Below are 23,782 nucleotides of genomic sequence, written 5' to 3' on the forward strand. Positions count from 1 at the left end.
TGTTGTCAAGGAGGTTCCAGCGCTACAACACAGCAATTGTAATTATGCGGTTCAGGTTTGTACCAGCATGGCAATTCGATCAGTTCTTCGAAAAATTTGTAAGCGTTCACGGGGTATATTGGGCGCTCAATCCGGCGCACTTTTTTCGCTCCGCTAACCTCTCGTAATTTCAATATTTTTATACAAAATCAATAACTTATTGAAATAATTAAAAATATCTAGACTTTCCATTTCTAGTATGCTATCGTGCTTTTCATGAAGCCCGATAGACCCATTTCAGATGCCGATTGGCAAGCTACTGCTGAACCGGTACGCCAGTACATCGTTTCTTTGGAAGATGAGCTGCGGGCGATTAAAACTCAAAACGACAAGCTGGAGAAAAACAACGAGAAGCTTGAAAAGCAAAAACGCCAAAACTCGACCAACTCCAGCAAACCGCCCTCATCCGATCCGCCCTATAACAAACCCAAACGCGAAAAGCCCAAAGGCGAACGCAAGCCGGGCGGACAAAAAGGACACCCGGGGCATGGGCAAATGCTGCTAACGCCCAACAATACTCAAAATGTGATGCCCGAGTGCTGCGGTTGCGGTCTCCATTCATCGGATTGGGATAATCTGCGACCCTTTCATACTCACCAACATATCGAATTGCCTGAAATCGAGATGGACATCACCCATTTTGTTCTGCACCAAGGTCAATGCCCTGGGTGCGGCAAGATTGTCAAAGCACAGGTTCCGGAGGCGTTTAGCACCGGCTACGGCCCGCGGTTTTGTGCGTTTATCGCCGAACTGAGTGGTATCAAGGCCATGAGTCGGAGAAATGTGCAGCAACTGGTCCACTCCGTGTTTGATATCAAAATCGCCACCGGCACGATCCAAAAGGTTATCGACCGCGCTTCCGAGGCCATTGCCTCCACCTATGAGCGTATCGGCCAGGTGGCCCGCAGCAGTGAGTGCAACTTCATCGATGAAACCAGTTGGTTTAAAAAGCACAATCTGCAATGGCTCTGGGTAATGGTCAATACGATGGTGGCCTTTTTCCGCATCGATCCGAAAAGATCCAAACAGGCCTTTCTCGAACTGATCGCCGACTGGAAAGGCATCTTGATCAGCGATGGTTATCGCCTTTATTGCAAATGGGTCCATGGCCGGCAAACCTGCCTGGCCCATTTGATCCGAAAGGCCAAGGCGTTAATCGAGAGTAGAAAACTCAACGAAAGGCGAGGCGGCAAGTTAATCTTGGCACATTTGAATACCCTGATCGAATTTTCAAAAAACAAACCGCCACCTTTAAAATGGGAGCGTTTTTATAACTCCTTGTTGCTCATCCTCAGCCTTTTTGAAGACGACACCGACGGTGCCGGTCGCCTGGCCAGGCAAATAATACGAGAAATTGACGCATTGTGGACCTTTCTCGAACATGATGGCGTCGAACCCACCAACAACCGTGCCGAACGCTCTCTGCGCTTTGGCGTGCTATGGCGCAAATGTAGTCTGGGAACGCAAAGCGACAAAGGCAACCGCTGGGTCGAACGAATCTTGTCTGTAAAAGAAACCTGCCGACTGAGAGATAAAGCCACATTTCCGTTTATAGTCGAATGCCTGGAATGTTACTTTGCAGGCATCTCTGTTGATGTGAGTTGGATCTAAGCCTCTCTTCAGCTAATAGCCCCGTGACCGTTTACAAAAATTTAGTTCAGGTTATGATCAAAAAGTGAAACAAAACTGTACGCAATTAGCCAGCCGATGAATTTTTTCATTTTTGGCTCTCTGTATCAGAAATTTTGATCAAACCTATCCATTGGTTAATAAAGGAACTCGTACGGTTTGATGTGAAAATCTGCCAAGGATTTTAACTGGTGTCTACGTATTCGATCTCCAGGCCTCGCATCATAAAAGTTAACATCGCCTCCCAACTGGGAAAATACATATATCGCGTCAAAGCGCGCACATCGTCAAAAAAGGTTTTGCGCGTTGGTAACTCAGCACGAACCAAGCTGTACTTCTCATCCATCAGTTCAAGAACGGTATGGAACAGAAAGGCTGATATGGTTGAACACTTGTCAAGAGAAAAACCTATCCATACCCAAAAAACTTGGGCCAATAATTTTCATCGAGCGTTTGGATAGAGGCGGGGTCTGCAATAACGACGGTAGAGCACTCTGATATTCGCGGGTTGGATACCGCCTGACTAGGCTTCGTCGTGGAGCTGCCTCGGTCTAAAGACGGGAGTTTCGGCCTGAAGGCCTATTCCGATAGCTTTTTCGAGGGTTCTCCAAACCGCGACCGCGCCCCTATCCAAAAGCTCGATGGCTATATTTGTTCTTTGATAAAGCCGATCCTTTCTTGAGCATTTTTAAAATCAATAAGTTCTTTTTCTATTTGCATCATCGATTATAGAGAAGTACTTATCCAGCTTCTTGAGCCGGAGCAACAGTCGCGCTTCTCTCGCCGTCGCTAATTCCCACCCAGCGTGGAAAGTCAGGGCTGTCAAGGCTGCGACCTTAGGGAGCACCCTTTAGGGCTTGGCCTTGATAGGCCTGGGTTTCCACGCTATAACAAATCATCTTTCAGCGGCCACGATTGGAACAGCCCGGGCAATGGCCCAGATGAAACCGGCCAACTCGCGTGCAATCGCGGTGATGACCACGTTATGGTTTTTGCCCTTTGCAATCAACCTGCGGTAGCGGTGGCATAGTCGTAGCTGTGCATTCCAGGCAATATCCAAAACATCGTCCGGCAAGCCTTCCTGGCGTTTACGGATCGCCTTACTTTTCCGGGCCGGCATACGATAGGCCTGAGCCGATTCGATCAACGTCCTGCGGGCATGGGTATTGCCGGTTTTGGTAATGGGGCCTTTTTTGATGGTGCCACCGCTTGAATGCTCCGATGGGATCAGACCCAAATAGGCCATCAGCTGTGCCGGCGTATCGAAACGGCTCAGATCCCCCAGTTCAGCGACGACGGTCACCGCGCTGAGCAAAGAAATCCCCCTGAGCGCTTGCAGAGCCTCGATAACCGGAAGCAATCGACTGGTTTGGCAACATTGCTCAATCGCTTTTTCGATGCGCTTAACGCGGGCCTCATGGTCTCCCATGGCGTCCAGGTATTCGGTAAGGGCAATGTGCTGGGCCGGATGCGGCATCTTCAGATCCGCCAGCCAATTTAAATGCGCTTTACTCCATTTGCTTTTACCTGGATAATTGATCCCTTGTCGCAATAAAAAGGCATTGATCTGTTGTTTGACTTTGCGGAGCGATATTTGGATGTCTTTTCGTGCACGTACCAGGTCACGAAGTGCTTCATCGGCCTGATCGGGGACATACACCGGCGTCAGTTCTCCGGAACGGTGGAGCGTCGCCAGGTGGGTTGCATCTCGGCGATCGTTTTTAACCCGATCACCGGTTTTTTTGGGGATCAGCGCCGGAGCAACGACAACGCAATCGATTCCCTTGCTTGTTAAATGCCTGTAGATTGGATATCCGCATGGACCTGCTTCATAAACACAATGCAATTCGGCGTTTTGTGAAATCAGTTTTCGCATGACGTTATCAATCTGCCCCAGGTCGTTGCTGATTTTTCCATACACTCGAACGTTTCCGTCACGTCCTTCATCGGCGATAGCAATGGTAATCGAATCTTTGTGGACATCCAAACCAACATACTTTACAATCTTTTTCACGGCCTGCCTCCTTGATTTTGGCTCTGTAGTTAGGGTTGTTAACGAACGCTTACTATAACCCACGTTTTCAAGGTTTGGCAGGCCTTTTTATTGCCGCGGTGGCTAACGTTCAACCATATTGTCTAAAAAGGATGGGCTTTGGGTAAAAAAAACAGAAAAAGCTCCCAGGGCTGCGTCTTCTATGCTGTAGCTGGTATTAGTGCCGATGCGCCGGTCAGGAAATGCAGAAATAGTTTGGCGAAAAAATTGGATCACTTTGTCAAATGTGAATTCTGCATGTTTCCTTTCAAGTAGGATGCGGTTTTCTTCTTGTTCTGGCAATCGCATGGCCCTGGCTCGCTTTTGGTAAAAGTGGATGAGTATTCACCCTCTTATATCCATTACAAGCTTCTGTGTCCAGAACATTTTGAAATAATAAAGAAAATAAATGCATCGAACTTTGATTGAAAAAAACTTCCGTTTGGGTAGCAAAGAGAGCCATTTCAAAATTACAATTGCTGGCGACGAAAAGGAGATTGCCTCGGGAAGCAGCTCTGCACACCGGTGTGACGATTTCATATTCATCGAAATGCTGGTGATCGCCTTTTTCCAACCGCCATAACTTCTTTAAAGTCATCCATATCTGGTAGACAACGGCTTTGGAAATTTCCCATTTCTTTTTAGATGAAAAACAGACATATTATTTCCACATCTTGATAAGTTGATCACATACGCAAAAGTATGTCGGGTAAAAAATATTATGATGCCTTACCTGGAGCCAACGATTTGACTTGGCGGATGGACCATAAGGAATTGCTGAAGAAATATACTGTCTTATTGGAAGAGGTAGAACGATTAACAAAAGAAAATAGCCGCTTGAAAGCTCAACTGGAGCTGCTGACGTCCGAGACCTCCGGGAAGGCTCCTGAAGAAATAAAAAACGTTGAGAAAAAGGCTTGCGACAAATCCATTACGAATAATTTCAAAACAGATGTTGATAATCAGTCGGACTCCAACGTCAAGATTTATCTTTTTATGTCGCTTTTCAAAGGCCGCAGTGATGTTTATGCGAAGCGATGGGAAAGCAAAAACAAAGGCACATCCGGCTATTCACCGGTTTGCCTGAACCAATGGCAGGCAGGAATGTGCAAAAAGCCAAAAATTTCCTGTTCAAAATGTGAAAACAAAGATTATGCGGCCCTGGATGAAAATGCCATTGAAAATCATCTAAGAGGGAACATCGTTGTTGGCGTCTATCCAATGCTACAGGATGAAACATGCCACTTTTTGGCCGTTGATTTTGACGAAACAGACTGGCAAAGTGATATTTCCGTTTTCAGAGATGTCTGTATTGAACTCACTATTCCCGTTGCCGTTGAGCGGTCGCGTTCCGGCAACGGCGGGCATATCTGGTTTTTCTTTGAAACCCCGGTTTCCGCTGCCTTGGCACGTAAATTTGGCACGATCCTGCTTACCACCGCCATGAACAAAAGGCATGCAATACAATTCAAGTCCTATGATCGACTGTTTCCCAGTCAGGATACCATGCCCAAAGGGGGATTGGGTAATCTGATTGCATTGCCGTTACAAAAAACGGCAAGAGAGAAGTCCAATAGTGAATTTATCGATGAGCATTTCCAATCCTATGCGGACCAATGGGCATTTCTATCCACAATCCAAAGAATATCTCAAGGCCGACTTGAAGAGGTTCTTTCCGAGCTTGGCGAAGTTCATGAACTGGGTGTCTTGAAACAGGATGAAGAAGATGGTTCTGAAAAACCATGGGAACCCCCGAAAACCAAAATCGATTTGCAGAGAGATGATTTCCCGAAGTGCATCGAAATCGTCAGAGCAAATATGCTGTTTATCCCAAAAGCGGGTGTCTCCCAAAAAGCGATGAATCGGTTAAAACGGCTCGCGTCCTTTAAAAACCCGATGTTTTACAAACAGCAAGCCATGCGTTTACCGACCTATGGGCATCCACGCGTCATCTCCTGTGCAGATGAAACAAATGCGTACCTGTGTTTGCCAAGAGGATGCGAGACTGAGTTGGTCTCCGAACTGGAAGAATTGGGAATTGAAATTCGGATTTGCGATAAAAGAATTAGTGGGAGAAGGATTGATGTGGAATTCAATGGCCAGCTCCGAGATGAACAATCCTTGGCCCTCAATCACCTGTTGCAGAACGATACCGGAATCCTTTCAGGCACGACAGCATTTGGGAAAACAATTGTGGCGATTAAGCTGATTGCCGAGAAAAAAGTGAATACGCTGATCTTGGTTGATAAGGTCAGCCTATTGTCGCAGTGGAAAGAACGGTTGTCGGAATTCCTGGTTGTGAATGAGCCGTTGCCGGAGCAGCCCGCCACCCAAGCCAAGAAAAGAGGGCGGAAAAAGAAAGTAAGCGTGATCGGCCAATTGGGCTCCGGGAAAAATTCTCTAAGCGGCATTGTTGATATTGCCGTGATGCAATCGCTCAGCCGAAAAGGTGAGGTTAAGGAATGCGTGAAAAATTACGGAATGATCATTGCCGACGAGTGCCACCATGCATCGGCATTCACCTATGAACAAATCTTGAAAACCACCAATGCCAAATACATTTACGGCCTGACGGCAACGCCAACACGAAAAGATGGGCATCATCCGATTCTGTTCATGCATTGCGGCCCCATTCGATATCGGGACAATCCCAAAAAGCAGGCGGAAAACAGGCCGTTTGAGCATTACATCGTTCCCCGTTTCACATCATTGCGGGTTCCGCTGGATATAGACGAACAAGAAGTATCCATCCAGCAATTATATACCGAAATCATGGAAAGCGATTTTCGCAATCAGCAGATTATTGACGATGTGCTGAACAACTATCATCAGGGCAGGAACTGCATTGTACTGACCCTCAGAACCGCCCATGTTGAATGGCTTGCCAAAAGACTGAAGGAAAAAGTACCGAATGTTATCGCTCTGACGGGCGGAATGGGGAGAAAAGCCACTCGGGAAATCTTTCAAGGCATTGCTGACATTCCTGCCGACAGGAATATCATCCTGGTGGCTACCGGTCATTTTATCGGAGAAGGTTTTGACGAACCACGTCTCGACACTCTTTTTTTAGCCATGCCGATATCATGGAAAGGTACCTTGCAGCAATATGCCGGGCGACTCCACCGATTGTACGAGACAAAAAAAAAGGTCAAAATTTACGATTATGTGGATATCCAGGTAAAGATGCTGGAAAAGATGTATCAAAAGCGCCTCAATGGCTACGCTTCCATGGGATACAAGGCCAAAGGCGAGGAGCTGAATGACACACCTTTGGATATTATCTTTGATAAAGATAATTTTCTGCCTGTTTTCAATCAGGATATCAACGCCGCAAAGAGAGAGCTTCTAATTGTAAGTCCGTTCGTCAGAAAAATGCGCACGCTTCAAATGACAAAACACTTGAAAGTGGCATTTGACAAGAAGGTTCGTGTTTTAATCGTTACCCGTCCTAAAGAAGATTTTAAACCGAGAGATCACGTCTCCATCCAAAAGACATTGGACCTGTTGACAGATTGCAAAGCCAGTGTCGTTTTCAAATCCAATATCCACCAAAAATTTGCAGTTATGGATCAAAGAATCGTGTGGTACGGCAGTATCAATCTGTTGAGCTATGGGAGCGCACAGGAAAGCATCATGCGCATCGAAAGTTCCAATATCGCAAATGAATTGATGAAGAGCATCGATAGGGAGTGATCTGAAGAAGTGGTTCCTAAGTGTATCACACCACCTTTAACCGAGCGCCTTGGTGACCTCGCTGACTATTATGAAACCGGAGTTTCCGTAGCATAACACACATAGTTACACACAAAAAGAAAAGGGGCCTGGGGTCTAAGAAATTCCCTTTGATGGGCCTCCGGTTCACGGAGGAATCGCATAAAAACATCCCCCGCTTCGTCCACTATAGATGCTGGCAATTTTTGATTATCCACGGCACCATGGACGACGTTGTTTCCGGTCAGCCATGCCCTGAAGATGAAAAAATGTATCCCACGAGCAAAACTTCTGCTTTATGATTTTGGGCATAGCGATGGCCCGTCAGATTGGTACACTTACTGGAAAGACATATCGGCATTTCTGAAAAAGGCATTGGATTGACTACCCGTTATGGGATAACGGGAATAAGTTTATACCTTACATTGTATCGCAAGAATGGATATTCTTGCCGGAATTAGTCGCCAAGCCAATTCTGTTTGTTTAGCATCTTTTCCAGCGTAAAACCCCACCATCTAAATTTTTTCCATTTTTTATAATGCCTTCTAATAAAGGCTTCCGGCTTCCTAACCCTGTAATTATTCTTTAAATAGGATATAACAACCGTATCAATTGGAACTTCGTCAAAATACCCACAGAGGATCATTAGGTGGTTGCTTGCGTAAGGTCCGAACCCATTGAGAGAGGCAACAATTTTATAAGCGGAATTAAAATCGTACCCATTCATTTCAATTCCATCAAGTCTAGAGTCTTGTGAAAATCGTTTGGCTAAATTAATAAAGTAATGTGACCTATAGCCAATGGGCATAAGGTTTTCAATTTCATTTGGTTCTAAATCTTTGAAAATTTCTGGTTTTGGAAATGGATAGCGGTTATTTGGAGTTGGGCGGCTGAATTTGGCAGAACAAACAGCATGGCACATATGTTTTGTTAACGCCCAAGTACAATTTGTCGTAAAGAGCGTCTTCGAGGCGTCCTCCCATAAAGAAGGGGATCGAAGCATTCGTCCGGCACCGTTTTTCACCAAAGCAACATATTCAGCACCTACTTTATCGGCTATCTCAAGAAGAGCTTCGGTACGGACCTCTAAACCCAAACTGCGATTTATTAATGCAAAGATCTGTTCAACTTCAGAAGGGGAAAGGGTGGAATCAGATTCCACCCTAATTTCGATATAATCTTGTTTCTGCCACAACCTCAAATCAATCGGAGTATCTAGCGCGTAGCAGGAAAATGACAATGACTGGTCGCCCACATGCCATTCAAATGGAGCTAAATTTTTCCAGCCATGAACGTGACAAGTCATATCAAGACTATAATTATCGGGGCATTTTATTTTTAACGTTTTGATATACATGGATTGTTCTTTATGCCTCGATATAATCGCAAATACTTTTTCCTTGGTCAATCAAAACGATTCAAACTACATTCAAATGGCACTTGGCCAGACACCGCCTTGGAAGGTTTTATCTGCGGAATTCAACCCTGATGAAAAGCTCCCGGACATCCGCCTTGATTTTTCCAAATGTCTAATACGGAGAAGCGAGAAGCTGAAGAGGCGATTGAGGCAGCCAAGAAAGCGACTGAAGATGCCGAGAATAAACGCTGGGCCATCGACAAGCTTTGGGACCTGTATTGTGAAAAGGGTCCACCGCCTCCCACAGGCCAAACTTCTACTTTATGATTTCGGGCATAGCGATGGTCCGACGGATTGGGACGCTTGCTGGAAAGACATATCGGCATTCCTGAAAAAGACATTGGATTGATTGCCCGTTATGCGATAACGGGAATGAGTTTATGCCTTTCTTTAGATGGTTAAATCAAAACGCATAATTTCAGCCCGCATAGGTTAGAATCGCATAAAAGCACCACCACGTTCAGTCCCAATGGGCATCCTGAAAAACACTTTCGCCAAACTTGACGACGAACTCGTCGCAACGACAAAGGCGGTTGCCCTGTTTTCTCATTGCCGGATCGATAATGGCTAATTAAAAGATCTGTGGTCATGTTGCCATCGCCGCATAATACGGGGATGGTACCGTAGGATAAGCCCGATAAACATGAACAAAGACAGCTTCAGCCTTGCAGTTAACTTCATTTTCGTCATAGGCATCGACCGGCAGCCCCGTTTCATCGCTCCATAGGAAATCCCGGATGGAAACCCGGACCGCATCCCGGGTTGCCTCTTTGTCCCGCCAATGGTCGATCTTCAGCTTTTCGGTTTTCAAATTTTTAAGTAATTCCACTGATACTTTTTTAATTCGATCAATGTCGGATGGGATCAATGCTTCCTTCCGAAGCAGATCAAAGATAGCCAGAGACTCCTCGTCGAGCCCTTCACGAATGGCACGTTTCTCTTCCTCGCTCATAGTTTCCACGAAATGTAGCAACGCTTCGAAGGTCTTTTCGATCGTCGCCCGATCTTTTTCGCGGTTATATTCAGAAACGATTTTCTCATAGTGCTGTTGAAAGTTCGTACGCAGAGGGTTCTGCTCCAACAGACGTCGCAGACGTAGTTCAATTGCCGACTTGAAATTTTGCACGGTGGTCCGTTTGGCCGGGCTTCGCTCAAATTCACGTCGTAGCAGATCAAAATCGATCATGCTGATATCATAAGGGGCTTGTTCATTGGCCACTTGATCGGGTTCAACAACAATCGCCTCGTCAACGATCCGATGCAGCTGCCTCATAATATCGGAAATATCCGCTTTTTTCCGATCCTCCTGCAAGCTCTTATACACGATATTGATGGTCTCATATTCACGCCTGTGATCATTTATACCTTCAACCGTGAGACAGGCCTTAAATTTGCTGAACACCTCGCGGCACATCACCTCAAACCGTTTCCGTGTTTCGTCGTTTTCGTTGGCCGCTTCCTTGGCAGCAAGGATGGCCGCATTCCGCTCAAAGCCGGTCTGGGTCATGATGTCGTCCAGCGAAGTGTTCCGCTCAGAAAGAAAGCTCCTCACAAAAGCAATGGCTTCAACCAGGTCGGCCAGGAGTTCCGCTTCGGGTTTGGCGGGGTCGATTTCGTCATCTGTACCGCTACGAGCGCCATCTCCTATGCCGGCAAAGATCGCCAGTGCCTTGCGCAGGTTTTTCAGGATGCCACAATAGTCCACGATCAGCCCATTATTCTTACCCTCGTTCACGCGGTTGGCCCGGGCGATGGCCTGCATCAACGTGTGGGCCCTGAGCGGTTTATCCAGATAAAGCGTCGATAAGCTTGGCACATCGAAGCCCGTCAGCCACATGGCACAAACAATGGCAACCCTGAAAGGATGGGCTTCAGCCTTGAAGGCATCCTCCAAAGTCAGTCGCTGCATGTTGCGAAATTGCGGCTGTTGGTGCATCTCCTCCGGCAGATCCATTCCTTCCTTGATCAAACGACGATGGAGGGTAATGTCCAGATCCCATTTGTTGAACTTTTCTATCTCTCCTTGCTCTTCGCTAACCACAACCGCCATACGCGTACTACGCATCCACATGATCTGGCGTCGTCTGTACTGCTCATCCTGTTCATCGGTGGTCGACGACAATGCCGCTTCTAGTTTATGCATTCTCTCGTTCCAATAGAACTCTATAAGCCGATGCATCCGCACGCAGGTTATCTTATCGATACAAACCAGCATGGCCTTGCCGGTTTCCCAGGCAGTTGAATAGTGTTTCACAAAATCCCGTGCCACCTGGTCGAGCCGTTTGCCGGCGGTGATGATATGGTAATCGCGCTTGAGTTCCTGTTCCAGGCGCTGTTCCACATCCACGTCGTCAGTTTCCAGCGCTTCCAGCTTCTCGGCAATGCGTTCATTCAGGTCGCCCACCGCCACGCCGAGCTTATCCCCCCGAGTATCGTAATAGAGCGGCACCGTGGCCTTATCCTCCACGGCCCGTTGAAAATCATAGGTGGACACATATTCCCCGAACACCCGCCGCGTGATCTGGTCATCTTTGAACAACGGTGTACCGGTGAATCCGATGTAAGCGGCATTGGGCAGGGCATTGCGCATGTTCAGCGCCAATGTCCCGTACTGGGTGCGGTGGGCCTCATCTGTCATGACAATGATATCATCGCGTTTTGTGTACCCCTCGTTCGGGTACACCTCCCGGTTGAACTTTTGGATCAACGAAAAAATATGGGACTTATGCTGAGCTATCAACCGGCTGAGGTGCTCACCGCTGGCGGCACGGCACGGGTCGCGATCGTGGTCCACGACACCGCACCCGGCAAAGGTTTTGTAAATCTGCGTATCCAGATCTTCGCGGTCGGTCAACACCACAAAGGTGAAATTGGCACCCAGCCGGCGATGAACCTTGCGGGCGAACATCACCATGGAGTAGCTTTTTCCCGCCCCCTGGGTATGCCAAAATACACCCAGCTTGCCATTGCGTTTTTTGCGGGCGGAAACCGCCTCAATGGCCCGGTTTACGCCCAGGAACTGATGGTTTCGCGACAGGATCTTTTTTGTTTTGCCAGCCGAGTCGTCAAAGAGGATGAAGTTTTCCAGCAGATCCATGAAGTTCGTTTTCTCGCACACCCCTTTGAGCAAGGTTTCCATATCCACGGCACCTGGCTGCTCCTCGGCCAGGCGTTTCCACTCGTGAAAATGCTCGAAGCGGCTGGTCACCGATCCGATCTTGGCATCCACGCCATTGGCCAGCACCACGAATGCGTTGTGATGGAACAGGCGCGGGATTGTATCCAGGTAATCCTTGAAGTTTTGCTCATAGGCCGCACGAATCTCCTTACTGATGTTTTTTAGCTCCATGAACAATAGGGGCAAGCCATTGACAAATCCCACAATGTCGGCCCTACGCCGATAAAGGTCGCCCTTTACCCATAACTCCCGCACACAAAGAAAATCGTTGTTGGCCGGTTCGTTAAAATCGAAAATCTTCAGCCGCCGGCGTTCTCGTTCCCCCCTGTCGTTACGAAAAACGACTTGAACCCCGTCGCGCACGAGGCCATATTTTTCCCGGTTAGTGGCTGCAAGGGTCTGGGTGGCCACCGTGGCGGTGAGCTGCCTTACGGCATCATCATAGGCGGATTCAGGTAGATTGGGATTGAAGTCGATCAACTTCTCGCGCAGGATGCGCGTTAACACCACCTCGCGATCCGACTCCCGTCCCAGCAGGCTGTCCGGCCCTAAATCCTCAGTGTTGTAGGCGTAGACCGATCGCCAGCCAAGCTCCTGTTCAAGGTACTCGGCCGTTGTCTGCTGGACCAGGGTGTCCTCGGTGTATTCGTTCATTGCTCACCTTTTGCCCGAACCGGTATTTCAATCGGCACGGCGATGCCGACCTGAATGGCTACGGGCGTGTAAAGGTCAATGCGCTCCTCCGGCGTGGTAATCGACACAACCAGGGCATACCGTGTCCGGCGATCCCAACGCTTTAGATGGGCCCGCTCCCGCCACCAACCAATACGCGGATAAATCGCAATAATATGGGAATCCGCCAGTTCTTGCGCCGTACCCTGCCAGATATCAGAATGTATCGAGCCTCTATCGCGTGCCTGACCGATCCTCCAGTACTTGGAAGCGCTCGCGGTGCCCGGATGACCTTCCTCTTCGTCCCTGGAGGCCTTATTGATTCTTTTGATCAACTCCTCTTTTCCTTCGCCAGGTGAATTCAGTTCGAACCGCAACGCGTGGGATGCGTAGCGATATCGATCCTGCCATCCGATCTCGCCGGGGCCGGGCTCGATGAAATAGGAAAGCGTCACCCGCATCTCCACGTCCGTTTCATCCGGCAGGCCGCGCAACACATCTTTTGGCCAGGGCAATTCATACAAGTGCATATCCTTGGTCCGGTAGCCGGACGTTGGATTTCCTGAATCATCTCTTTTTTTGTCAAAGGGCTGTAATTCGGCCTGGGCGATCAAAGTCAGACTGTTGGATGCACTGAAAAGTGCACGTTCCAGGTTGGGCACACCATAACCGCATATGCTGAGCAGTTTCTTCAGGGCGGTTTTCGATCCATCACCGCTAAACTGTTGCCAAAGGCCCTCAGGCCAACTGGCGGAGTGTACCAGCAGGGCGCGAATGGTTTCCGGCCAGAATTCAGGGTACTGGGCCTGAATCCGGGCAGCCATCCAGGCACCCTGGGCTGTTGCAGCACTGGTCATATTGAATGGGTGAAAATGACTTCTTTGTGGATCATAATAGGTGGAGAGCAAGGAAAGATCGTCACATTCCGTAGCAAAACCATTTGCATCGCTAGCCAGGTTGCCACCTTCAAGCACGATTTCCGGCTTGTTCGGCCATTTGTTGTCTTCCCAGCACAATGATGTGGTTGAAAAAGGAGACAGCCCGCTTTTGGGAGCCATCGGGTTATAGTCTTCAAACGTTCGATCCTGAATGGCGTCCAGTTCGGTATAGGCGCCAACCGTCAATGCATTCCAGGATTGACCCGGATCATGAATCGAGTCGGTCAGCTGAGAGCTCGGATATTCTGCCCATCCAGCCGGGTCTGCATTGCCGGCACTGACGATCAGCAACCTTCGAGTATCATCGTTCGTCCCGGCGGCAATCTGATCCAATTGTCCTGACCAGGAACTCGGCCGGCCCTGGTCGCGGGTATCCGCGGCAGCCACGGCCATACAGTGGATTCGTTTTCGATCCGGTGCCTTGATCTCAGCCCGACTGATTCCCTGTGACGTGATATGTCCCCACAATTCGGTTGGGTTGGCACCTTCCGGCGGGAGAATTTTGACGGATTCAAGGCAGTGGTTGAGGTTTATTGGGTTGTTGCCTGAAAGCGCTTCGACCAGATCGCCATAAGCTGCTATCCCGGCCATCAATGTGCCGTGTTTATCGTGGTCATGGGTCCCCCATGACGGATCTACAGCCTGGCAGTCGACATCGCTTAGAACCGGTCCAATGATGGGATGACCGTTGTTTACGCCAGTGTCCAGGATGCATACGGAAACATCAGGGACCAGTTCATATCGCGTTCGCTCCAACAGATCACGTACCCACTCGGCTTGGTCCTTGTTCCGCAATCCCGTCCAGAATTCGGCAGTGCTTTTTGCCCGCCTGTATTCGGCAATGTCATCGGATAATTGTGAAAGCTGGGCCAATTGATCGCGATTGGCCAAAACGAGTTTAACGGCCCGTTCCGGGAAGCGGATAATCCCGGTCTTCGATGGCAATTGTAATTTTTTTAGGAGTGTTTCAAAACCCGAAATGACCGCATCGGTATCGTTACTCAACCAGATTTCACACCATTGAGGCGTGTGGTCGGGAATCAGGGATTTTGCATCCTGCCAGAAGGATTCGATGGAGAGCGCTTTTCGGATATCCGCTATGCTGTTGATCAGGTCGGCATTCTTTGGCCGCCCTTTTTCAGTATTCTCTTCAGCGTATTCCAGGATTTTCTTCAGGAAGTGATCTTTCATTTATTGTCATCAACAAATCCGTTGCCGTTACCGTGTTCTTTTCCGACAAGATCATGTGTTTGATGGCATCACGGCATGCCTGGTCGATTTCCGCATGGCTCAGATCACGGCTGTCGGCGACCACCTGCTTCCATGCAAACCGAGATCCCAGGTAGGTTCCCAAAACATTCTCGATCAATCGCTTGCGTTCTTCATTGGTCGGCTGTTCGTAATACATGACATCGTCAAACCGTCTGAAAAGCGCTCGGTCAAGCAGTTTGGGGCTGTTGGTTGCGGCCACGATGATGCTGTCGGAGGCATCCTGCTCAATGAACTGCAGGAAGGCATTTAACACCCGGCGCATCTCCCCCACGTCGTTTTCCAGGGAGCGTTCACCGCCGATGGCATCGAACTCGTCAAAAAGATACACGCCCATTTGACTTTGAATCAGGTCGAAGATCTGGCGCAGCTTGGCGCTGGTCTCCCCCATGAATTTGGTCACCAGGCGATCCACCTGAATCGTATGTAATGGCAAATGCAGCTCGTGGGCAAGCACTTTGGCGGTCATGGTTTTTCCTGTACCGGGAGGGCCGATGAGCAGTATTTTTCGGCGATGGGTCAAACCATGGGCTTTGAGTTTGCTTTGCTGCCGGTATTCATGAATGATCCGGTCAATTCGCATTTCCAGGGCCGTGGGAATAACCATCGCCGATTTGGTGATATCCGGATTGTCGGAGATCACAAGCCCCAGTATGTCTTTTGGGAACTGCAGGACCACCGCGCCTCTATCCTTACGTGCCTTATCCACAATATCGCGGATATCGTGCGCCAATGAGCTATGCCCCTGCCTGGCTTCGTGTGCGGCCACCTGCAGGGCGATGGAATAGAAACGCTCGGGATCATTTTTTAGATGGGAGCGTATCAGGGATTTTATTTGTTCAGCCGTTGCCATGGTGGGTTCCTTCTGGATGTTTCATATTCTACACCGCAACCTCGCCACTCATTAGGCGGGGAAGAAGAAGGTCGCGGGCTTTTACCAATCGTTCATTCTGTCGAATCAGAAGCGCAATTTGATTAAAGCATTTTGAAGCGAAGTCATCAAACTGATCAAGCAGGATTCTTTTAGGGAGTCCTATCTGATATTCACCAAAGCAGGATACTTGAACGCGTTGTCTACCTGATGATCCAATCATACTTTTAATGGCATTTTCCTTGAAATCATAAGTTCTTGAAAGACAATATGTGAAATAAGGACTAACTCGATCACCTCGTAACACTATGAATTCAGTAGAGCCGCAGGCCACCTCATCTTCGGCCAAGAAATTCACAAAACCGGTTTTTCCATTTTCCAAACAAGGCGTTATTCGGGCGAAGAGTACATCACCATTCCGAAATTTGACAGATGTGGGCTTATTACGAATTTCAATATATGAATTGTTTATTGCCATACCGCTTGTAGAAAGACTTGACATAGGCACATAATGAATATCAATCCCCTTCGTTATTGTTTCTTTTGGATTGATCTCGATGATGTCTGGAACGGTCACTTTTTCCCACCCCTCCGGTACACCTCCCTTGATCTTCACATGATCATGGCCGGGAAAACGGAGATAAACAAACCACTCTTTGTAAAGCAACCGGGCCGCCTGCTCCAGCAACTGAATTCGGCGGCGGTTGTTTTCGATTAGGTCGTCGTAGGTACGCAGGATTTTTACTACTGCTTCCTGGGTTTTCTTACCTGGTAGCTTAATAGGAATTCGACAAATTACATCCTGGTTCAAGGATGCCATCGTCGCCTTGTTTGCACATTGAGTTAGCATCCACTGTTTGTGCCCCTCTAAGCGAAGTGCATAGGAGAGGAAAAATGGGTTAATAGAATCAGTCAAGAATCTCATACGGATACAATCAGATCCTTGCATCCAACCTTCCTGTCCATCTTTAACCAGAAGGTGACGATCCACAGCGCCCTTACGACCAAAAACAATATCAGAAGACACCAATAAGTGCTTCTTTAGGCGTGTAACCACTGAATCTGGAACAAATTCGAGTTTCTCTGCCCTCAGCTCTCCATATCCGACATTTCTAACATTAATGACTGGAGTACCTTCAACTGTATAGTCCGAGGCTTTTAGCTGAGTTCCGAACGGTCCAGTTTGTATATTGATATCATTTTTTTCAATAAACTCGCCGATGAGGTGTGTGGCCCAACTCATACCCCCAACTCCTCAAAATTTTTCTTAATCGCTGCCGCCAGTTTCACAGATTCACCATTAAGGTCATCCAACTCCACATGAATCTCCCGCATGGCCTCTTCAAAATCAAAATCCTCATCCTCCTCTTCCGGAGCCACACCCACATAACGCCCCGGTGTCAGGGACCAATCATTGGCTTCGATTTCGGACTTCTCCACAAGCTTGACCAACCCTTCCACATCACACAACTTGGCATCGGGAAACCGCTCGGTCAACCAGTGGGCCTGCCGCCAGAAGTAGCGTACCTGCTTTAGCTGCTCCACCGCCAGCCCCCGGGCTTTGTCCGCGGCTTTGCGGGCAAGATTGACCTCTTTTCCGGACCATGCATCGTTTTCACGTGCCTTGCACTCGGTTTCGCAGGTTTCAATCATTCGGGATGCCAATTTGAACAGCAAATCAGTCTGCTTGACCAGACTGCGGCTGGATTCCGCCAGGGTTGCCATCTGGTCCACGGCTTTTTTGAGCGCACCGTTGGTGGTCTTTGTTTTCTTTTTCCAGGCGGCCTGCTGCGTAGCCAGCTCTTTTTTGAAGGCTTTAATATCCTTGTCGCACTCGGCTATTGTGGAACTGAATTCCGTCCATGCTTCCGCGTGGGCATCATCTTTTGCGAGTGTCTTAATGAACGGTTGGACGACCTTTTTAAGCGAATCCAGGCAGTCCATGAAATCCGGCAAAGGCGTAATTCCTTCGCCATTATCATCCTGGGATTCAAAACAACCGGCCGCTTCGTCCAGCATCCGCTCGCAATAAGCATGCACCTTGTTAAGATATCGTTCTGTATGGCCGCGATAAAGCGCCACGATGGCCAGGATGTTCCGCTCCTGCTCGGGTGAAAAATCATAAATTTTACGCGTCACCTTACGATAGATGTTGCGGGCATCGATCATCAGGACCTTGTCCCGGTATGCTTCGGGCTTGGCCCGGTTCAGAAACCACAGCTCGCAGGGCACGGTCCGCGTATAAAAAAAGTTGGACCGGATGGCGATCATGATCTCCACATCACCGGTTTCGATCAGCTTTTGGCGCACCTTGGCCTCATCCCTACCGGCGCTGGACGCCTGGGAGGACATGACAAAACCGGCCCGGCCGGTCTCATTGAGGTAGCTTTAAAAATAGCTGATCCATACATAGTTGCCGTTGGAAACCTTGTCCTTCTTGTTCACCCCCGGTAGACCAAAGGGCACACGCGGGTCGGTCTTGACCCTGTCCGCATCGATCTCATCCACGTTGAAGGGCGGATTGGCCATCACATAATCGGCCTTGCCCACCAGTTCGTGGGGATCTTTATAATAGGTGATGGCCTTCTGGATATCGCCTTCCAGACCATGAACAGCCAGATTCATTTTGGCCAGACGGATGGTGGTGGCGTTTTTCTCCAGGCCGCGGAAAGTGAGTCGCTCGGTCGGGTTCTGGCCCTGTTCCTCCACGGTCCGTGCGCTTTGCACGAACATGCCTCCCGACCCACAGGCCGGATCGAGCACGGTACCGCGTTCGGGATCAAGCACATGGGCAATCAACGAAACCAGGGAAATCGGGGTGAAAAACTCACCGCCATCGTGGGCCTTCTGGTCGGCAAACTGGGTAAGGAAATATTCGTAAATCCGGCCGAATACGTCACCGTCAACCTTTTTCAACTCATCGGGGTTCAGCGTGCGCAGAAGCTGCCCAATGACATCGTTGTCCAGTTCCTGGTATTCACTCTTGGGCAGTACGCCCCGCAGGCTTTCGTAATCCGTTTCGATGGATTCCATGGCCTCAATGATCGCTTGAGCACGGTCTTCCATGTCTGGTAGCGCCACGAGGTGATCGAACTGCGCTTTCGGCCGGAGAAAAATGGAGCTTCTCTGGGAAAAATCCTCTTTGGTCAGCGTACGCGTCTTACCGCCTCGCTTGGGAAGGTTCCCTTCGATCGTGGATTTGACCATCAGATATCGGCCGTAGGCATGCCGCAGGAAAACCAGTCCCATGACCGGCAAAAAATATTCATTACTGGCATAAGTGGAGTTGGCCCTTAGGGTATCGGCCGCCGTCCAGAGTCGCTTTTCAATCGCTTCAATATGTTCCAGTTGGGCCATGCCTAATCATTTCCTTTGCTATAGACAATATCATTTTCGGTCATGGAATGCTCCAACAGAATAAACCGCGACGAAAGCTGACTTGTTGAAAGGGAATCGCCATTAACGCTGAACCGAACACGGCAGTTTTTTTGCCATACGACGAAAAAAGCCGAATTTTGTCCCGAAGGTTGGAAATGAAAAAGGGGCTACAGACCGAAAATCTGTAACCCCTTGTTTTGTTTGGCTCCCCAGCACGGACTCGAACCGCGGACCCAGTGGTTAACAGCCACTTGCTCTGCCGACTGAGCTACTGGGGATCAAAGTTTCTTCAGCCGTTGTGGCGGCGAAGGAAGCGTCTTAATTAGTCGAGTGCCACTTTAATGTCAAGCCCTTTTTTGATGCTGTTTTTGATCAGGTAGATGACCAGGCTTTTGCCCAGAATCGGGTTGAGCAGCCGGTCGATGAATCGGGTGATCCAGGGTTTGTGCATGATATCCCAGACCAGCAGGCGGTGGTAAAGACGGGCTGCTATGGCATCGGTGCGCGTTGGCCCGACAAGACATTTCAGCCACCAGTAGGGGGCATGGATGCTGTGGGCGTAATGATGGCCCACGCACCGGGTGCCGGTTCGTTCCAGCCGGTCGGTGAGCGCACTTTTACGGTAGATGCGCACATGACCCTGGTTGGCGTTGAAATAGTCGTCGGACAGGGCCCAGCAGATGCGCTCAGGCAGGTAGCGCGGCACACTGACCACCAGCGGTTTGCCGGGCTTGAGCACGCGGACGATTTCAGTCATGGCCAATTCATCGTCGGGAATATGTTCCAACACTTCACTGCAGATCACCAGATCAAAGCAGGCGTCGGGAAAGGGCAGGGCCGTCACATCGGCTGCCGCCAGAGACCAGACCCCGTCGCCATGCTCACCCAGCCGGTCGTGGAAATCAAGGCGGGCACGGGCCTCCTTGAGATCTTCAACGTTAAGGTCCGCACCGGTCACCCTCACCCCATTCAGCCGGTAGGCCGCAGCAGTGTGGCGGCCCGAGCCGCAGCCGATGTCCAGAATGCGATCGCCGGGCCGGATGCTCAGTCTGGAAAAATCAACGGTAATCACGAATTGTCTCCCGGTAGGCGGCGGCGGTTTTCTCGGCCGCCCGCGTCCAGGTGAAGTGCTGCTGGACCCGCTGGTATCCCCGGCGTCCCATTTCGGCGGCCCGCTCGGGATGGTCGAGTAGGTGGGTGATCGCCCTGGCCAGGGCGTGATGGTTTCCGGGAGGCACCAGCATGCCGGCGTTGCCGACCACTTCGGGCAGGGCGCCCCCGGTGGTGCTGATCAATGGTACCCCGCAGGCCATGGCTTCGCCCGCCGGCAGGCCGAACCCTTCGTACACCGAGGCCACCACGGCCATGGCCGCCCGGGCGTACTGGCGGACGAACTCCGCATTGCTGATGCGGCCGGTAAAGACAATGCGATCGCCAATGCCCAGCCGCCGGATCAGCCGGCTGATGCCGCCGTTTGGCTTGGGTGTGCCCACCACCACCAGGCGGATGGCGTGACTGCGCGAAACCCGGGCCACGGCGTGCAGCAGGTAGTAGAGCCCTTTGAGGGGCACATCCGCACTGGTGGTGACAATGATGCGGCCCGGCTCCCGCGGGATTTCAGGGATGGGATAAAACAGCCCCGTGTCGATACCGTTGGGCACCACTCGGAATCGGTCGGCCGGAATGCGAAACTCCCGGGCGATATCCCGGCGGGCGCATTCGGAAACGGTGATGATTCGTTTAAGGTTCCGCGACACCCGCTTCTGCATGCCGATAAACGAGAACCAGCGCAACTGCTTGAGTTTTTTCCAGTAGGAGCGCACGGCGCGCACGGCGATCTTCCGATCGATGGTGATGGGGTGGTGAATGGTCGCCAGCGTGGGAATCCGCCGCGCGATGGCTCCGACACCATAGGAAAGACTCTGGTTGTCATGGACGATGTCATAGTTACGCAGGCGGGAACGCAGGAATCGATGGGCACGGATGCCAAAGGTAAAAGGCTCGGGAAAACCCATGGTTGAGACCCCGGCCCACTCCATGAAATTGACCGGATCGGACAACTCCGCAACGCTTGGCGTGCGAAACAGGTTGTCCGGATTGTACAGGTCCAGGCACGGCAGCCGGTAAACGGGAATATCCGCATCCAGCATGGGATCCGGTGGCCCGGAGACTACCTCTACATGATGGCCGATCGCCTTGAGCCCGCGGCTCAGGTTTTTAAGGTAGACGCCCTGGCCGCCGCAATGGGGGTTGCTCCGGTAGCTCAGCAGGCAGATTTTCAGCGGGCGGTCGAGGTGATTGGTCATGGATGGTCAATAGTTCTGTTTAGGATTATGGGCACAAAAAAGCCCCCCTTACCTCCGGTGATTGGTGTCGTCAAGCATTTTCGCTACTTTGCGAGGGGGTGGACACCGATCCCGCCGGTCGATCCCTCTGCCCGTCGATTTCAGCCGTCGTGGACCACGGGAATCCCTTTCCCCAATGTTGCAAAACTCGGATAAAATTTGCCCTATCATGGGATGTACGGGCGGTTGATTCCAAAAATGAACAAGGCGTGGATCTCATATCCGATAACCATGGCAATTGGCGATTTTTCTCAACCTTTTTTATGCAACATTGGGGTTTAGTTTGATATGAGCCGGCCGATATCAGGAACATGGTGAACGGTAACGATCCATTATCGTCGAATACGGCTGGGAGAATGGCGAATTTATAAAAAAATCAGGTGGTTAAGATCCAAATGACAGACGACCAAAAAGAGACTCTATTGATTGTGGATGACGAAGAAAGCATTCTGGAGGTGGCTTCGGAATATTTCATGACCAAGGGGTACCATGTCCTCACCGCGGAAAACGGTCGCATTGCCGCCGACATCATCGCCCAAGAAAAAATCGACTGCTGTTTTACCGACATCAACATGCCCGAAATGGACGGGCTGGAACTGGCCGAACACATTCGCAAGGTGGACAACACCATTCCGGTAATCATCATGACCGGTTATCCGTCCCTGGACAACACCATCCGCACCCTGAAAAACGGGGTCGTTGATTTTTTGATCAAGCCGGTCAACCTCAATCAGTTGGAGCTTTGTGTGCAGCGGGTGTTGCGTGAGCGCAGGCTTTTCATCCGCAATATTTTCCTAGCCAAAGAAGTGGAGGGGAAAAAGCGAATCGAGGACCTGAATCGGGAACTGACCTACAAAGTCAGTGAACTCAACACCCTTAACCGCATCATGACCGATTTTACCACGATCAGTTCCAGCACGGATCTGTTCAAGCGGGTGGTCGATCTGTCCACGGAACTGACCCACGCCGACGAAGCCGTGTTCTACGTTATCAATGAAGCGGTCAAACAGCCGGTGCCGGTGGCCCGTTCCCATTCTGGCGGCAACGGCAACGGTGCCACATCGACGGATGCTGCCGCGATCAGGAAAACGGGCGGCCCGGACCTTAGCAACCTGATCCTCGATAACTCCGAAGAAGACAAACCCTTACTGATTCAAGACGCCGGCAGAGTGCCCGGTTTGCCCGAAACACTGCGATCCCTGATGCTGGTGCCCCTTAATATCCGCAAGAAAGTGTTTGGCGTTCTGGCCGTATCGGTACTGGACGGTGAGGTGCGCTTTTCTGAAAAAGACCTCTACTACATGTCCTTCATGTCCAACAAAGCCGCCTACGCCATAGAGAACATCGCGCTTTACGAGAATATTTATGAGAATCTGTTTGCCACCCTGTACGCGTTTGTGCGGGCCATTGAAGCCCGTGATCCTTACACGGAACAGCACTCCAACCGGGTGACGCGGATCGCCATCGCCCTGTGTCAGGCAATGGGCGGCAGCCAGGAAGATCAGGATATTCTCAATGTCGCCGGTCAGCTGCATGATATCGGAAAGATCGGCATTCGCGACGATATCCTGCTCAAACCCGGACGCCTGACCAATGAGGAGTTTCGCATCATCAAGGAGCATCCGGTCATCGGCGCCAAGATTGTCGAGCGGCTGGGCCTGTGGGACCGTGAAAAGCACATCATCCGCTGCCACCATGAGCGCATCGATGGCAGGGGGTATCCGGACGGCCTCAGCGGCGAACAGATTCCCATGCTGGCCCGGATCCTCTCTGTTGCCGATGTCTACGATGCCATCGCTTCCGATCGGGCCTACCGTCAAAAAATGGATGAATCGGAGATTCTCAAGATCATGTATGGCGGCTCCGGCAGCCAGTTCGATGCCGATGTGATTGAAACCTTTCGCCGCATGTACGAAAAAGGGGAGTTTGCACAACTCCTCGATGAGGTGCTTTAGGGACCCGGCAAGAAATCATTGCGTCGTATCCTGCCGGGTTCTTTACCCCTCACGCATGCAAGATGCGCTGTCGGGATAACCCTCCTTCCCCGTCACCAATTTGGTTTTGTCTCACCTGGCCGGGGGCTGTTTCCCGGTTCTTTTCGATAGCGATCCCGATTTCGATTTGGATCATGGTAACGATCCGTACGCGATAGCCCTGTAAAGCACATCACCTACCAAGGTTAAATGCGACTGCCCTGGACCTGGCGTGCCCCACCCTTTATCATTTGATCCGAATGTAGTAATAGGCGGAAATTGCGAAAACGCTCATTCATCCATTGGTTACCAATGGATATGGATAAGGAG

At 50.2% G+C, this 23,782-nt stretch carries 12 protein-coding genes, 1 tRNA gene and 1 pseudogene; 3 read left to right on the forward strand and 11 right to left on the reverse strand.

Annotated elements, in window-relative coordinates:
- Window positions 1-255 precede the first annotated feature (255 nt).
- Window positions 256-1,650 carry an IS66 family transposase gene (tnpC, locus tag GN112_RS30380; RefSeq protein ID WP_155308543.1) on the forward strand — a complete coding sequence of 465 codons (1,395 nt, stop codon included), beginning with the start codon at window positions 256-258 and terminating at the stop codon, window positions 1,648-1,650.
- Window positions 1,651-2,563: 913 nt separating this feature from the next.
- On the opposite strand, the gene GN112_RS30385 is transcribed toward tnpC, so the two are convergent.
- Complete coding sequence (locus GN112_RS30385; RefSeq protein WP_155310575.1) at window positions 2,564-3,682, reverse strand: IS110 family RNA-guided transposase; 1,119 nt, start codon at window positions 3,680-3,682, stop codon at window positions 2,564-2,566.
- 286 nt (window positions 3,683-3,968) lie between these two features.
- A complete protein-coding gene (locus GN112_RS34685) occupies window positions 3,969-4,298 on the reverse strand; it encodes a hypothetical protein (RefSeq protein WP_155313577.1) in 330 nt (109 codons plus the stop codon).
- 104 nt (window positions 4,299-4,402) lie between these two features.
- Between GN112_RS34685 and GN112_RS30400 the strand changes: the two genes are divergently transcribed.
- The gene (locus tag GN112_RS30400; RefSeq protein ID WP_231717179.1) at window positions 4,403-7,393 is read left to right on the forward strand and encodes a TOTE conflict system archaeo-eukaryotic primase domain-containing protein; all 2,991 of its coding nucleotides are present in this window, start codon (window positions 4,403-4,405) and stop codon (window positions 7,391-7,393) included.
- A 475-nt stretch (window positions 7,394-7,868) separates the two neighbouring features.
- Here GN112_RS30400 and GN112_RS30405 read toward each other — a convergent pair whose 3' ends face one another.
- The 9 genes and pseudogenes from GN112_RS30405 to GN112_RS30445 form a co-directional block, all read right to left on the reverse strand.
- Entirely contained in the window at window positions 7,869-8,768 is a 900-nt protein-coding gene (locus GN112_RS30405) for an HhH-GDP family DNA glycosylase (protein WP_155313578.1), read from the reverse strand.
- A gap of 646 nt (window positions 8,769-9,414) precedes the next feature.
- The gene (locus GN112_RS30410) at window positions 9,415-12,660 is read right to left on the reverse strand and encodes a type I restriction endonuclease subunit R (protein WP_155313579.1); all 3,246 of its coding nucleotides are present in this window, start codon (window positions 12,658-12,660) and stop codon (window positions 9,415-9,417) included.
- A complete protein-coding gene (locus tag GN112_RS30415; protein WP_155313580.1) occupies window positions 12,657-14,807 on the reverse strand; it encodes a S8 family peptidase in 2,151 nt (716 codons plus the stop codon). The genes GN112_RS30410 and GN112_RS30415 overlap by 4 nt, the downstream gene beginning before the upstream one ends.
- Window positions 14,767-15,738, reverse strand: coding sequence for an AAA family ATPase (locus GN112_RS30420; protein ID WP_155313581.1), 972 nt, complete (start codon window positions 15,736-15,738; stop codon window positions 14,767-14,769). The genes GN112_RS30415 and GN112_RS30420 overlap by 41 nt, the downstream gene beginning before the upstream one ends.
- A gap of 28 nt (window positions 15,739-15,766) precedes the next feature.
- Window positions 15,767-16,999 (reverse strand): restriction endonuclease subunit S, encoded by a 1,233-nt coding sequence (locus GN112_RS30425; RefSeq protein ID WP_155313582.1) that lies wholly within the window; start codon window positions 16,997-16,999, stop codon window positions 15,767-15,769.
- Window positions 16,996-19,113 (reverse strand): annotated as a pseudogene (locus tag GN112_RS34690) (class I SAM-dependent DNA methyltransferase). Before GN112_RS34690 ends, GN112_RS30425 begins: the two are co-directional and overlap by 4 nt.
- Window positions 19,114-19,336: 223 nt before the next feature.
- Window positions 19,337-19,412, reverse strand: a tRNA-Asn gene (locus GN112_RS30435).
- A 44-nt stretch (window positions 19,413-19,456) separates the two neighbouring features.
- On the reverse strand, window positions 19,457-20,206 hold the full coding sequence (locus GN112_RS30440) for a class I SAM-dependent methyltransferase (RefSeq protein ID WP_155313583.1): 750 nt from the start codon (window positions 20,204-20,206) through the stop codon (window positions 19,457-19,459).
- The gene (locus GN112_RS30445) at window positions 20,193-21,440 is read right to left on the reverse strand and encodes a glycosyltransferase family 4 protein (protein WP_155313584.1); all 1,248 of its coding nucleotides are present in this window, start codon (window positions 21,438-21,440) and stop codon (window positions 20,193-20,195) included. Before GN112_RS30445 ends, GN112_RS30440 begins: the two co-directional genes overlap by 14 nt.
- Window positions 21,441-21,874: 434 nt before the next feature.
- Here GN112_RS30445 and GN112_RS30450 point away from each other — a divergent pair, with 434 nt between their 5' ends.
- Window positions 21,875-23,434 carry an HD domain-containing phosphohydrolase gene (locus tag GN112_RS30450; RefSeq protein ID WP_155313585.1) on the forward strand — a complete coding sequence of 520 codons (1,560 nt, stop codon included), beginning with the start codon at window positions 21,875-21,877 and terminating at the stop codon, window positions 23,432-23,434.
- The last annotated feature ends 348 nt before the right edge of the window (window positions 23,435-23,782 follow it).

Source organism: Desulfosarcina ovata subsp. ovata, from assembly GCF_009689005.1.
Lineage (GTDB): Bacteria > Desulfobacterota > Desulfobacteria > Desulfobacterales > Desulfosarcinaceae > Desulfosarcina > Desulfosarcina ovata.

Excerpts from the sequence above, each read along its gene's own strand:
- GN112_RS30445 (WP_155313584.1), bottom strand. The coding sequence starts at position 21,440 with ATGACCAATCACCTCGACCGCCCGCTGAAAATCTGCCTGCTGAGCTAC.
- GN112_RS30400 (WP_231717179.1), top strand. The coding sequence starts at position 4,403 with ATGTCGGGTAAAAAATATTATGATGCCTTACCTGGAGCCAACGATTTG.
- GN112_RS30420 (WP_155313581.1), bottom strand. The coding sequence starts at position 15,738 with ATGGCAACGGCTGAACAAATAAAATCCCTGATACGCTCCCATCTAAAA.
- GN112_RS30450 (WP_155313585.1), top strand. The coding sequence starts at position 21,875 with ATGACAGACGACCAAAAAGAGACTCTATTGATTGTGGATGACGAAGAA.
- GN112_RS30425 (WP_155313582.1), bottom strand. The coding sequence starts at position 16,999 with ATGAGTTGGGCCACACACCTCATCGGCGAGTTTATTGAAAAAAATGAT.
- GN112_RS30405 (WP_155313578.1), bottom strand. The coding sequence starts at position 8,768 with ATGTATATCAAAACGTTAAAAATAAAATGCCCCGATAATTATAGTCTT.
- GN112_RS30415 (WP_155313580.1), bottom strand. The coding sequence starts at position 14,807 with ATGAAAGATCACTTCCTGAAGAAAATCCTGGAATACGCTGAAGAGAAT.
- tnpC (WP_155308543.1), top strand. The coding sequence starts at position 256 with ATGAAGCCCGATAGACCCATTTCAGATGCCGATTGGCAAGCTACTGCT.
- GN112_RS34685 (WP_155313577.1), bottom strand. The coding sequence starts at position 4,298 with ATGACTTTAAAGAAGTTATGGCGGTTGGAAAAAGGCGATCACCAGCAT.
- GN112_RS30410 (WP_155313579.1), bottom strand. The coding sequence starts at position 12,660 with ATGAACGAATACACCGAGGACACCCTGGTCCAGCAGACAACGGCCGAG.